Annotated in this window: 11 protein-coding genes and 1 riboswitch; of the genes, 8 read left to right on the top strand and 3 right to left on the bottom strand. The window is 32.5% G+C overall.

What is annotated here, in order from left to right; genetic code table 11:
* Positions 1–22 precede the first annotated feature (22 nt).
* The 3 genes from B8965_RS03180 to B8965_RS03170 all read left to right on the top strand — a co-directional run bounded on the left by B8965_RS03180 (position 23) and on the right by B8965_RS03170 (position 2,515).
* Positions 23–289: a DUF1294 domain-containing protein gene (locus tag B8965_RS03180; RefSeq protein ID WP_084052417.1), complete on the top strand. Its 267-nt coding sequence runs from the start codon at positions 23–25 to the stop codon at positions 287–289.
* A 61-nt stretch (positions 290–350) separates the two neighbouring features.
* Complete coding sequence (locus tag B8965_RS03175) at positions 351–1,265, top strand: ABC transporter ATP-binding protein (protein WP_084052416.1); 915 nt, start codon at positions 351–353, stop codon at positions 1,263–1,265.
* Positions 1,265–2,515 (top strand): ABC transporter permease, encoded by a 1,251-nt coding sequence (locus B8965_RS03170; RefSeq protein WP_084052415.1) that lies wholly within the window; start codon positions 1,265–1,267, stop codon positions 2,513–2,515. The genes B8965_RS03175 and B8965_RS03170 overlap by 1 nt, the downstream gene beginning before the upstream one ends.
* Positions 2,516–2,563: 48 nt before the next feature.
* Here the strand turns inward: B8965_RS03170 and B8965_RS03165 are convergent, their stop codons facing one another.
* Positions 2,564–3,502, bottom strand: a complete 939-nt coding sequence (locus B8965_RS03165; RefSeq protein ID WP_084052414.1) for a DMT family transporter — start codon at positions 3,500–3,502, stop codon at positions 2,564–2,566.
* 271 nt (positions 3,503–3,773) lie between these two features.
* Between B8965_RS03165 and B8965_RS03160 the strand changes: the two genes are divergently transcribed.
* Positions 3,774–4,091: a hypothetical protein gene (locus tag B8965_RS03160; protein ID WP_084052413.1), complete on the top strand. Its 318-nt coding sequence runs from the start codon at positions 3,774–3,776 to the stop codon at positions 4,089–4,091.
* A gap of 41 nt (positions 4,092–4,132) precedes the next feature.
* Here B8965_RS03160 and B8965_RS03155 read toward each other — a convergent pair whose 3' ends face one another.
* Positions 4,133–5,479 carry a YeiH family protein gene (locus tag B8965_RS03155; RefSeq protein WP_084052412.1) on the bottom strand — a complete coding sequence of 449 codons (1,347 nt, stop codon included), beginning with the start codon at positions 5,477–5,479 and terminating at the stop codon, positions 4,133–4,135.
* A 207-nt stretch (positions 5,480–5,686) separates the two neighbouring features.
* Between B8965_RS03155 and B8965_RS03150 the strand changes: the two genes are divergently transcribed.
* The 3 genes from B8965_RS03150 (at position 5,687) to B8965_RS03140 (ending at position 11,129) form a co-directional block, all read left to right on the top strand.
* Entirely contained in the window at positions 5,687–6,349 is a 663-nt protein-coding gene (locus B8965_RS03150; RefSeq protein ID WP_084052411.1) for a LuxR C-terminal-related transcriptional regulator, read from the top strand.
* A gap of 181 nt (positions 6,350–6,530) precedes the next feature.
* A riboswitch (cyclic di-GMP riboswitch) is annotated at positions 6,531–6,613 on the top strand.
* A gap of 120 nt (positions 6,614–6,733) precedes the next feature.
* Positions 6,734–8,785 (top strand): methyl-accepting chemotaxis protein, encoded by a 2,052-nt coding sequence (locus B8965_RS03145; protein WP_084052410.1) that lies wholly within the window; start codon positions 6,734–6,736, stop codon positions 8,783–8,785.
* Between the two features lie 244 nt (positions 8,786–9,029).
* The gene (locus B8965_RS03140; RefSeq protein WP_084052409.1) at positions 9,030–11,129 is read left to right on the top strand and encodes a stalk domain-containing protein; all 2,100 of its coding nucleotides are present in this window, start codon (positions 9,030–9,032) and stop codon (positions 11,127–11,129) included.
* A gap of 8 nt (positions 11,130–11,137) precedes the next feature.
* On the opposite strand, the gene B8965_RS03135 is transcribed toward B8965_RS03140, so the two are convergent.
* Complete coding sequence (locus B8965_RS03135; RefSeq protein WP_084052408.1) at positions 11,138–11,530, bottom strand: hotdog fold thioesterase; 393 nt, start codon at positions 11,528–11,530, stop codon at positions 11,138–11,140.
* A 122-nt stretch (positions 11,531–11,652) separates the two neighbouring features.
* On the opposite strand from B8965_RS03135, the gene B8965_RS03130 reads away from it, so the two are divergent.
* On the top strand, positions 11,653–13,047 hold the full coding sequence (locus B8965_RS03130) for an isochorismate synthase (protein ID WP_084052407.1): 1,395 nt from the start codon (positions 11,653–11,655) through the stop codon (positions 13,045–13,047).
* The last annotated feature ends 2 nt before the right edge of the window (positions 13,048–13,049 follow it).

The following is a 13,049-nucleotide window of genomic DNA, read 5'->3' as shown; positions in this document are numbered from 1 at the left end:
GACATATTATCAAGGAGGCACAATGCATAAATACATTTCCTATTATTTAATTTGCATCAATATTCTTGCTTTTATAGTATCTGGACTTGATAAAAAGGCAGCGATACAACATAAAAGAAGGGTGCGAGAAAAGACTCTTTTTTACCTAGCTCTAATAGGGGGTTCGGTGGGCCTTATCGTGTCTATATATTATTTTCGACATAAGACAAAGCATAAATCTTTTACGCTAGGGGTACCGATAATAATTATCGTACAAATGTTGATTATTTATTATTTTTACTTCCTTTAATGAATTTATAAATAAAAATTAATTATACTATTAAAAGACACAAGACATATTGGGGGGTCATATGAAATTAGAAATAAAAAGTTTGACCAAAAGCTTTTCAGGGAAAGAGGTTATACATGGTATTTCCTTTTCGGTCACAAGTGGTAAGGCTTTAGGTCTTTTAGGTAGAAATGGAGCAGGAAAAACTACTACTATACGAATTATTATGAATTTATTTGAAGCAAATCAGGGTGAAATTATTTTAAATGGAGAAAAATTTAATGCACGTAACCAAAAGATAGGATATTTACCCGAGGAAAGAGGATTATATCCGAAGAAAAAGGTTTTAGACCAATTGCAGTATTTAGGCAAGCTGAAAGGGTTAAGTAGTAAGGAAGCTAAAACTAATGCATTATATTGGTTAGAAAGATTAGGTGTAGAAGAATATAAGGATAAAAAGTTAGAAACCTTATCTAAGGGAAATCAACAAAAGGTGCAATTAGCCGAAACCTTTTTAAGTAATCCAGATATCATTATTTTAGATGAGCCTTTTAGTGGCTTAGACCCTGTAAATTCTCAGATTTTAAAGGACATTATCACAGAGTTAATTATAGAAAATAAGTTATTAATATTTTCAAGCCATCAAATGAATTATGTAGAAGAGTTTTGTGAAGAAATTGCTTTAATAGATCAGGGGAATATCGTTTTAACCGGCAATTTAAAAGAAATAAAATTAGAATATGGTCAAAATAGATTAACGATTAGTGCCGTTAATTTAAGCTCAGAACAATTAAAAGACACACTAGAAAGTAAGTTAAACAAAATTGTAAAGGTAATCGAAAAGAGAAAAGAATATTTAGTTATAGAGTTATTAGGGTCACATACGAAAAATGATTTTTTACAGGCACTTGGTGAAATTGATATAGATATTGAACAATTTTCTGTGTATGAACCTAGGCTAGAGGATATATTTGTCCAAAAGGTAGGTGCTAACTAATGAGAGATTTTTGGATTGTTTTAAAATTTGAATTAATGGGATTTATGAAAAACAAGTCTTTTATAATTCCAACTATAATTCTTTGTTTGCTTCTAGCTATTGGACTTTCTGTGCCAACGATCCAGGATGCCTTTTTTAGCTCTGATTCTAGCGATGGAATTAATGGGGATACAGATAATGTAAGCGAAGACACGGGGGATCGACTTTATGGCTATGTTGATGAAAAAGAGCAAATTTCTAATATAACAAAGCTACAGGATAGCTTTCTAGCGGGTACTTTGGTTAAAGCAAATACTAGTAAAGAATTAGAAGAAAAGGTTACCTCTGAGGAATTTACAGCAGGATATATTATTAAAAGTCCCACCAACTATGAGTATGTAATTAAAAATAATCAAATGATGGATTTAGACCAGATTAATTTTGAAGATGCCTTAACAGAAGTTTATCGCACAGCTGAACTAGAAAAGAGGGGTATAGAATATACAGAAATCGAAGGGATAATTTATCCTCAAATAGAGGCTGATACTAAGGTTTTAGGAAAAGATAGTGAGAAAAATTTTGTATATACTTATATTTTGATCTTTGGTCTTTATTTTATGATTATTCTTTATGGCCAACTGATAGCGACGTCTGTGGCTAGTGAAAAAAGTAACCGAACTATGGAAGTTTTAATTACGAGTACAAAGAGTAGTAATTTAATGTTTGGTAAGGTAATTGGAGGAGCTTTAGCAGGAATCATTCAATTCGCCTTAATCATTTTAACGGGGATTATAGCTTATCATTTAAATAAAGGTGCCTGGAACAATAGTTTGGATTTTATTTTTGAAATGCCAGAAAATATTTTACTAACATTTTTTGTTTTTGGAACTTTGGGTTATCTTATTTATGCCTTTATCTATGGAGCCTTAGGAGCTTTAGTATCAAGAACTGAGGATATAAGCTCAAGTTCAGCCCCGATAACTATTTTATTCGTCGTAGTGTTCTTTATTGCGATTGTAGGTATGCAAAATACGGAAGGGTCATTATTAAAGGTTGCGTCCTTTATCCCATTTAGTTCCTTTATGGCTATGTTTGTGAGAATATCTATGGGAACTGTTTCAAATTTAGAAATCATAATTTCTTTAAGCATTTTAATTTTAACAACAGGGTTAATAGGATGGTTAGCAGCTAAGATTTATCGTATGGGCACTTTAATGTATGGGAATAAGGTTAAATTTAAGGATATTATTAAGATTTTAAAAAGTGCATAAGGATTGTTTAAATTTAAAAAGATAGTAATTAAATTTACTATCTTTTTGTTATGAATTTGAAGTTAAACTATTTAAAATCATCCCTAAAATTACTAAGAACATTCCAAATAAAGCATATGAGTTAGGCAAATTACCACCTAAGAGGATAACTTCACCTAATAGGGCAAAGATAATTTCTGCTGATTGGGTTGCTTCGATAGCAGCTAATTTAGGAGGATTAGTTCGTACCATTTCAGTTGCTTTAAAAAATAAAATAGTAGCAATAACCCCAGAAAAAATAGCCACTATAAGTGATTGTACTACTTGATTGTGGCTTGGTAATCCTACGGTGTAAATTCCGTAGCTCGATAAGATTAGCCAAAAAGGCAGCGAACAAAGGGTCATCCCATAAACTCTTTGAAAGGTGTTAAGCCTATTACCACACACTTCCATCATCTTTCTATTTCCTAGAGGATAAGAAAATGCAGCAATAACAACAGGTATAATTCCTATTAAAGTATTAGATAAAGAAATAGCCTGAGCTTGTTGAAACTGAATTAAGAAAATTCCGGCTAAAATAATTATTGACATTATTAAGCCTTTTTTAGGGAGCTCATTTCTTTTTTTTATGATTCCCTCTCGTGTCTGAATATGTGTATAAAATAAGGGCGTTAATAATGCTCCAGCTATAATAGTAATTTGCCATGTACCTGCCACCATCCATGAAGCTCCGTAAGTAGAACCTAGGCAAAGGGGGGCGTAGAAAAACCCAAATCCGACTGTACTCCAGACAAACCATGGGACAGGGTTTTCTTTTATATTTAAATAGACTTCTCTTAGCTCGTTTTTATATCTGACAATGCCAAATAAAATTGGAAACATAAAAAGATATCTTAAAGATGCACTCCAAACCCAGCTACCTCCAGCAAGATTCATTTGACGATTTAAAATAAAGGTAAAGGCAAAGAAAAATGATGCAAATATTCCGAATAATAATGATTTTTTCATTTCAATACTCCTATTGTGTTAATTCTTTATTAAATACTTATAAATCATAAATTTATTTATGCCAATCAAGTATTATTATAATATTAGATATTTTTTATTGCACGAAGAAATTTTACTTACTATATAAAAAGTTGATTTAGATGATAAACATCAGAACCTTTACGCAAGGGATAAATATTCTTAATATTAAAAAGGAATTAGAGATTTAAAAATGAAATAGAATACATAAGATGTTCATGTATATGTTCAATAAGCATAAGTTATATAGGGGGTGAAAAAAATCGATTCGCAAAAGGATAATAATATAAAGAAAGTTAAGAAGAAACGGAGTATTTTTGTTACAGTTAATATTATTATATTAGTTCTCGTTTTAATTGCTGCAGTTACAACAATTTTTATGGATCCAGGTAATATGAGTGATGGAGATTATGGAGCAGGAGATTATTATTATACTGATTTAGAAGGATTTGAAAAGATTTTTTATACTATGAATCTTGGGACTAATCATCCAATTATATTTTTTAGTTTATTTTTAGGATGGGGCCTTATTTGTTGGCGTATTCTTAAATATTTTGATAAAAGGTTTTAAAAAAGCAACACCATTTAAATGGTGTTGCTCAGTATTTAATATTAAAATACTAGGGTTGGTACTGGGAAAATAATACCACTTAATAATAACCATGCAACTAGTAAAGTTAAAACTAAGTTAAATGTTTGACCCACAAGGTATAAAGTTAGAGGTTTACCACCTTGCACTGATTCAGCCATCTCTTTAAAGTTAGATTCTAAACCGATACTAATAAATGCTAAACAGAAGAACCATCCTCTAAAACCTTTAGTCATTTTTAAAACACTATTAGTTGTTTCAGTTCCAAGGCCAGGTTCGATTATGAAAGAGAAGAAAAGTGAAGCAAAGATAAATCCTAGGATAAACTTAGGGAATCTGTGCCAGATTTCACTTATTCCAACACTAGGACCATTAGGATCTCTTTCAACTCTAGTTACCCAGAATATAGCGATAGCAAAGGCGATGACTCCAATGAGTACGTTTTGAATCATTTTAACCATAGCTGCTACTTGACCTGCTTCTGGACCTAAGGCTTCACCAGCTAGAACAACTGCACCTGTAGCATCAATTGTTCCACCCATCCAAGCTCCACCGATTATTGGATCCATACCAATTGCTTTTAGACCAAGAGGCATAAATACCATCATTAGAACTGTAAAGATTAAAGTTAAGCCAATTGCGAATGTTAAGTCTTCTTTTTTTGCTTTAGAGGCTGCGGCTGCGGCTATCGCTGCTGAAACCCCACAAACAGAAGTTGCAGCTGCGATTACCATAACCATAGGCTTACTAACCATTTTTAGAACTTTTGTACCAAAGAGCCACATAAATATTACTACTACTGGAGTTACAAACCAAGCAATACCTAAACCATACATTCCAAAGCTGACAATATTAGAGAATAAAATTTCAGCTCCTAATAAAACTAATCCAGTTTTAATATAAAACTCTGTTTTAATTGCTGGTTTTAACCATTCGGGTGTTTTAACTGTATTACAAATTAGTAAACCTAAACCTAATGCCCAAAAGGCATACCCTAAATAGGTTCCAATTAAATAATGATTAGCAAAGAAATATGCAAATGTAGCTAGAATGAATATTCCAACAAAACCGATTGAGAATTTAGTGGATTTACCTTCCATTATTTTTATACCTAAACCAAAAAGGATCACTAGACCAATTAAGAGAAATAGTAAGTTAGGCATTATACCGTCAAATGAACTGAGGATAGATGGAGCTTCTGCTGAACCCCATTTTTGTGGTTTTACAGCCTTTAAATTAAATAATTCCGTAAAGTTACTGATAAATGCTAGGCTTATAATTATAAAAGCAGCCCAGATTGCCCACCAATCTTCCTTTTTCAGTAAATCAGACCATGTGAACTTACTAGCAACAACCGTATCATCAGACATGATAAAAACCTCCTTTTATTTTTTATGCTTGTGATAAAAATCTTATATCTTAATAACAGTATATAAAAGGTGGGAGTATTTTGATATGGTACTTATAGGCTATTTTTATATATAGCATAATAAAAACTTATAATAGAAAGTGGTTATACAAATTTAGTTGCGATGTATGTAATTCTTAAAATTAATAAAGATAAGGAGTGATGTAGTTTGGTTGAAGTAAAAACCCTACTTATTTATAATCATGATTTGTTTCGACAAAAATTAAAAAAGGTGCTAACCACAATTAAAGGCTTTCAAATAATAGATGAAATTAGACTTGATTTAGATAAGTTAGAAAATAGTAACTCATTAAGGCCGGATGTTATTTTTTTAGATATAGAAGACATAGAGGTAGATGAAATTAAGATTATTCAAAGAATTAAGGGCCTTTTTCCAGAGAGTAAATTAGTGGTTTTAAATGATTATAAAAATGAAAATAATTTAATTGAGTATATAACTTGTGGTGTACACGGCTTACTTAATAAGGATATAGAAGTAACTGAGTTAATTTTAGAAACTAAGGAAATTTTAAACGGAGAAGTAGCCTTGGATAAATCTATCGGTAAACAAATATTCAAAGAATTACTGGAAATTCATACTATAGAACCAAATTATAAGACCCATAATATCACAGAAAGGGAATATGAAATAATTAGATTGGTCGCTGAGGGTGTTACGAACAAAGAAATAGCAAACTCTTTATATATCTCTGAAAACACGGTAAAAAATCATTTATGTAATATAATGGAGAAGCTTGATGTGGATAATAGAGTAAAAATCGCTTCATTTGCCTGGACAAAAGGTTTAATAAATCTAACTCCAACACAATAAAATATAGTAGAAAAAATCCTTGGTACAATAGAAATATTGACCGAGGGTTTTTTGTTATAAATTGTAAAGAGTAAAATTAAAAAAGATGATTATATTTTTATTTAAAGTATGCTAAAATGCTATATGCAGGGAAAATTCGACAAAATATAATAAATATACCAAATAATTACTATATACAATTTATTGAAAAAGGCAAACTATTTGAAAAAGTAGGACGCAAAGCCATGGATCTAAGGCGCAAGCTATGATAGCCAGGTTACCGTTAAATGTTTTGTCTTTTGACAGCCATTTATGGGCTGTTTTTTAAAGTCCACAAAAGAAAAAAAATATGAAATTAAAGAAGAAAGGTGAAATTATGGAATATTATATAAAGGGGTGTAGCCAATGAAATGGAGTAATAAGTCTTTAGCGGCAAAAATTATTGTTCCAGTAATTCTTGTAATAACTATTGGCCTAGTTTTCATCATCAGCACAAATATTAAAGGCATTAAAAATGTAGGCTGGGAAGGAGCACATAATACTGGGGTACAAGCTGCAAAGGGAGCAGCAGCGGAAATAGATTCCTATTTTACAAGATACATGGGTATATTAGAAACCTTAGCAGACACAAATGATATTATTGATTTTGCGAAAAAAGTAGAGTTGGCTAGAGATCGTAATCCGTCCACTTACATGGGACAAGCAGAATATAATTCTTACATATCTACTATAAAAGCTGTGGTGGAAAGGGATAAGAATATTTTTAATATTTACTTTGCTTCTGAAAGTACCCAAAATATTTATGATGTCAGCGAAGCATATCATGGTGATGACTATATCTTAAGTCAAAGGGATTGGTATGTGGAAGGAAAGCAAGAAAATAAGACATATTATACTAATCCGTATATAGATAAACTTACAGGAAAACCAGTTGTAACCTTATCAACCCCTGTTTATGATGGAAATCATTTCTTAGGACTTATGACTATAGACCTTTCTACAGAAGTGGTAAATAACATAGTTAATGCCTTAGATCCGTATGAAGGTAGTTATGCTTTTTTAGTAGATAGAGGCGGAATTTTTACAGCTCATAAAGATGAGTCATTAATCTTGTCAACTAATATAACAGATCTTGAAGATGAAGCAGGTAAAATTGGACAGGAAATGGTTGCTGGAAAGGAAGGTTGGGGTTTAGCTGATTTTAAGGGTGAGATGCAATATACCTTTTACCAACCCATCAAATCGACAGGATTTGCGTTAGGAGTAATTATTCCTGAACAAGTACTTGATGATCCCGTAATTAAACAAGCTCGCTCAAGTATAACTATGGGAATAGCAATAATTATTTTATTAGTCGTGATAGTTTTATACTTATTAAGACGGATATTAATACCGTTAAAGAATCTTTCCCAAATTACAAGTGAGGTTGCTAGTGGTAATTTAATAGTAGATATAGATGTTAATGGTGAAGATGAAATTGGAAAATTAGCTGGTAATTTTAGAGAAATGATTACTAATTTAAAGGATTTAATTCAAGAAATAAGAGTAAGTTCTGAGGAATTATCTGCTTCTAGTGAAGAACTTTCAGCAAATACTGAAGAAATTACAGCTCAAGTAGAAGGAATTAATGCAAGTACGCAAGAAATAGCCGCTGGTATGGAAGAGACAAGTGCGATAACTGAACAGGTTTCAGCTTCTTCTCAGGAAACATTTTCTATCGTAACTAATTTAACTAAAAAAGCAGAAGAAGGGCAAAAGATAGTAAATCAAATTGAAAAAAGGGCAGAAGAAATCAAAGAAAATGCTACTAATTCGCAAAAGGTTGCCAATGAATTATATACCGAAAAACAAGCAAATATCTTAAAGGCTATTAAAGAAGGACAAGTTGTAGATGATATCGTAAATATGGCCCAGGTTATTTCTGATATAGCAGAACAAACAAATCTATTAGCCTTAAATGCTGCTATTGAAGCGGCAAGAGCGGGAGAACAAGGCCGAGGATTTACTGTAGTAGCTGATGAAGTACGCAAATTAGCAGAACAATCTAGTAGCACAGTAGGTAAAATTGATGTGGTAATTAGACAAGTCCAAGAAGCCTTTCAAAATCTATCAGATAATGCAAATGGTGTTTTGGGATTTATTGATAATCAGGTTAAAGCAGATTATCAAGAGATGGTCGATATCGGAGTACAATATCAAAAGGATTCAAGTTTAATCTATAATTTAATGGATGAATTTGCTAGCAGGTCTCAAGATATAGAAGAAAGTACCAAAGAATCAAGTGCAGGTATGGAAACAATTTCTTCTACAATAGAAGAAACTAATGCTGGAACTCAAGAAATTGCCACAAATATGAATGAAGAAACTAGAGCCATTGAAGGTATTGTCACCATTACCCAAAAGCAAGTTGAACTAACAGAAAGATTAACTAATTTAATTGGAAGATTTAAAGTTTAGGGGCTAAGGGCCCCTTTTTTTAGTTCATTTTACTTCTAAAGCATAAGAATTCATGAAGGATATTTTTAAACTCCAAGAGAGTTTAAAAGGTATATAATATAAATATGAAACTTAAAAAAATTAGAAACGTCTTTAATTAAAAAGGAGACCTTTAAATAAGATGAAAAAAGGGGAGATGATAAAAAACTAAATCATTAAATTAAACAGAAAATTAGTTAAAGGATAATGTAGAAGGAGGATCTTAATGTTTAGATTTTTAACAATATTATTAATGACATTAGTAATGATGATACCAAATGTGTCAGAGGCGGCACAGAACGGAGTTCCACAACTAACTGAACAAACACCAATTACAGCAGGTGCTGTGTTAAAAAAATATGATTGGCAGACAAAACCAGGGTTAGCGAAAATTCATGTTATGGAGATAGATTTACGAAATCCTTATGTGCAGATTAATTCAATATCAGGATCTGGAAAACTAACTCAGCGCTTAAATGTATCTGCAATGGCAAAATATACAGGAGCTATAGCAGCTATTAATGGAGATTTTTACAATACTAAAGCAGAAGGATCTCCTATTGGACCTATGGTTATGGGAGATAGACTTGTTACTTCTTCTTCACACTTACAAGGTTGGTATGCCTTAGGGATTACTAAAGATAGAAAAGCAAGTATAGATGCTTTTTCTTTTGATGGAAAGGTAGCTGCACCTACAGGAGCGGTATTTAAATTATCTGGACTTAATAAGACCATTTATTGGGAGGAGCCAGGAGGAATCCATAGCCACGCCAATAAATTACATCTTTATAATGATTTATGGGGAGGAACAACTAGAGGTAATGATGAACACACAATTCCAACTGAAATGCTTATAAAGAACGGTGTAGTTCAAGCAATATCACAAGATAAGTACTTTGATTTCGCTGTACCAGAAGGAATGTACATTTTACGTGGTCATGGTGATTCTGCTAAGTTTATTTTAGATAACTTTAAAGTAGGAGACCCAGTGGATCTTGATTATTCAATCAGTCCAGATAAAAACTGGTCCATGGTTGTAGGGGGACATGCCCTATTAGCTGATAATGGCAAAGCGGTTCCTTATACAAAGGATTTATCATCTTTAGGTGGTATTCGTGCTAGAACTGCTGCAGGGATTTCTCAGGATGGTAATATTCTTTATTTGGTTGGTGTAGAAGGACGTACTACAAATAGTGTTGGAATTAGTCTTAAAGATTTAGCATCATTTTTTGAACATATTGGAGTATGGAAAGCTTTAAATCTTGATGGTGGTGGATCAACTACCATGGTATCTAGACCCTTAGGAGATAGCGAAACCCAGAAGGTTTTTGCTACAGAACAAAAAACTGAACGGATGGTAATTAGTGGAATAGGCGTTTATTCTGATGCACCTACAGGTACTAAAATTCAGGGCTTAAAAGCACCTGAAAAAGAACAAATGTTTTTAATAAATGAAGAAGCAAGATTTTCTCTAAAGGCTTATGATGAATATTATAACCCAATAGATGCAAATAACTTCCCTATAATTTGGCAAGAAGTTGGAAACCTAGGGAACGTTGTAGAAAATAAATTTATTCCTGCTAAATCTGGAAAGACAGAAATAAGTGCAAGTATTGATAATCAAAGTATTAAATTTCCTATAAAAATAATAGGAAGAGATGATATTGACCAAATGGAGGTTACAGGAACACCAGGAGCTAATGCTGCAGGAGATACTAAAGAGTTAAGTATTACTATGAAGACTAAATATGGAGAAACAAAAAAGGTGCCTGCTTATTCAGTAGATTGGGAATTCTTTAACTTTTATGGACAAGTTTCACCAGATGGAACTTTAACAATTAATGATACTATGGGTAACGCTGTAGGCTTTGTAGTAGCTAGATACGAGGGCTTTAGTGCACCTTTTATCTTACAATTTAGTGGTAATGAACAAGGGACAGTACCTGGAGCGGGAGAACATAAAACATTAGAATTAACAATTGGCAAAAAGACATTACAAGCTGGTGGAGCTAACCTTGAAATGGATGTAGCGCCAGTAATCATTGGTGGACGTACATTAGTGCCTGTAAGATTTATCTCTGAAGCCCTTGGCGCAAAGGTTAACTGGGAGGCTGAAGCTAACAACGTAACTATTGTAAAAGAAAAAAACTGGATTGACCTTTGGCCAGAGAATAATTTCATGGTAGTAAACGGAAAAACAAATAGTCTTGATGTCGCACCAAAGATAATTGAAGGAAGAACAATGCTCCCATTAAGAGCTGTATCTGAAAGTCTTAATTTAAAAGTTGAGTGGGATGAAAAGAATCAAACAATAAAATTATATTAATTAAGGGGCTAGGTGCCCCTTTTTTTTGTTACTATGCCAATTGTGCAGCGGCAAATACAGATTTTTTCATCTTGTTCATCCAGTATTTCAATATTCCAGACCATGATAGTCCTTCCTTTATGAATGGGGGTAGCCACTGCTCTTACAAGTCCATCTTTTTTACTTTTTAGATGATTGGCATTTATTTCAATGCCAACAGCCGTTTCCTTTTCTAAATCAAGATATAATAATGTCCCCATACTCGCTGCTGATTCAGCTAAAACTACTGATGCCCCTCCATGAAGGTAACCCATCGGTTGATGAGTTTTTGGTCCTACGGGCATACTTAAGATTACCTTTTCTTTGGTTAACTCTACAGTTTTAATTTCTAAAGATTCATGGATAGTATTTTTAAAATTCATTTTACCCCTCCTGATTTTTCAGTTTCTTTTAATTTGTGAGTATATTAGATATAATTAACCTTAGTATAATATTTTAAAGATTAAAATGCACGATTGATGAAAAGACGTGGAGGTATTTTCAAGTGAAAGCTGAAAATAAAGAATTATACGATTTGATACAAATGGCAATAAATCGCGCTAAAGATAGAAAGACTAATATCTTACTTAGTTATGTACAAGAAATCGATGAAATTAATCCCTTAACCTTTTTTACCCTAGGAAGTTTATTTAAAGGAACCCGGTTTCTTTGGTCTGAACCTTCGAGAAATCAGTATTTAGTAGGATTAGGACATGCTTATACAATTAGCAATGACTTTTCCCAGCAAAGGTTTTGGGCTGTGCAATATGAATGGCAAAGATTAGTGGATAATCAAATAAGTAATATAGAACTAAAGCCAAGTTCGGGTATAGGTCCTATTCTCTTTGGTGGGTTTTCATTTGACCCTGATAAAGATAAAACGGATTTATGGAAAAACTATCAAGAGGCAAAAATGGTAGTACCAAGTTATATGCTTACTATTAATAAAGGAAAGACTTTTTTAACTTTTAATGTCCTTATTCATGCCAATGATAGATTAGAAGAAGTTATTAAGGATATGAAGGAAAAAGAAAAAATCATTTTTCAAAGGAAAACAATACAGGACAATAACGAAAATATAGTTATAAATAAAGAAAATATAAATGTCGAATCCTGGTTAAATTCTGTAGCAGGTGTAGTAAGTGAGATTAAACAAGGATATGTAAATAAAGTGGTATTGGCAAGAGAATTAAGACTGCAAATGCGGGAAAAGATAGAAGTAGCCACGGTTTTAGAAAGACTCTTAGATGAGCAACCTAAAAGCTATATCTTTGCTTTAGAATGTGAAGAGGATTGCTTTATAGGAGCATCGCCTGAACTATTAGTTAAAAAGGAAAAAAATGAGTTTAAGTCAATGTGTTTAGCTGGGACGATTGGAAGGGGCAAAACTCCTGCCGAAGATGAAAAACTTGGAAATGAATTATTAAATGATCATAAAAACTTATACGAGCATGCTTTAGTGGTAGAGATGATAAAAAATGCAATGGAAAAAGGATGCGAGGAAGTAGAAATAGCCAAATCACCTAGTTTATATGATTTAAAAAATGTTAAGCATTTACATACACCAGTAAAAGGATTGGCTAAAGAAGGGGTTACTATATTAGATATGGTAGAAAGATTACATCCTACTCCAGCTTTAGGGGGATATCCCAAGGAAATAAGTATGAATATTATTAGAAAAAAAGAGGTTTTAGATCGAGGATGGTATGCAGGCCCTATTGGCTGGCTAGATAGTAAATGTGATGGCGAATTTGCTGTGGCCATTCGTTCTAGTTTAATAAAAGGAAATATAGTATCTTTATTTGCCGGTGGTGGAATTGTTGAAAGGTCAAATCCGGCACAAGAATATCAAGAAACAGAAATGAAATTTAAGCCTATGTTATCAGCTTTAAGGGGATGAGA

It is taken from the genome of Desulfonispora thiosulfatigenes DSM 11270, from assembly GCF_900176035.1.
GTDB lineage: Bacteria > Bacillota > Peptococcia > Peptococcales > Desulfonisporaceae > Desulfonispora > Desulfonispora thiosulfatigenes.
This window is presented reverse-complemented; position numbering and strand designations above follow the sequence as displayed.

Excerpts from the sequence above, each read along its gene's own strand:
- B8965_RS03180 (WP_084052417.1), top strand. The coding sequence starts at position 23 with ATGCATAAATACATTTCCTATTATTTAATTTGCATCAATATTCTTGCT.
- B8965_RS03175 (WP_084052416.1), top strand. The coding sequence starts at position 351 with ATGAAATTAGAAATAAAAAGTTTGACCAAAAGCTTTTCAGGGAAAGAG.
- B8965_RS03170 (WP_084052415.1), top strand. The coding sequence starts at position 1,265 with ATGAGAGATTTTTGGATTGTTTTAAAATTTGAATTAATGGGATTTATG.
- B8965_RS03165 (WP_084052414.1), bottom strand. The coding sequence starts at position 3,502 with ATGAAAAAATCATTATTATTCGGAATATTTGCATCATTTTTCTTTGCC.
- B8965_RS03155 (WP_084052412.1), bottom strand. The coding sequence starts at position 5,479 with ATGTCTGATGATACGGTTGTTGCTAGTAAGTTCACATGGTCTGATTTA.
- B8965_RS03145 (WP_084052410.1), top strand. The coding sequence starts at position 6,734 with ATGAAATGGAGTAATAAGTCTTTAGCGGCAAAAATTATTGTTCCAGTA.
- B8965_RS03140 (WP_084052409.1), top strand. The coding sequence starts at position 9,030 with ATGTTTAGATTTTTAACAATATTATTAATGACATTAGTAATGATGATA.
- B8965_RS03135 (WP_084052408.1), bottom strand. The coding sequence starts at position 11,530 with ATGAATTTTAAAAATACTATCCATGAATCTTTAGAAATTAAAACTGTA.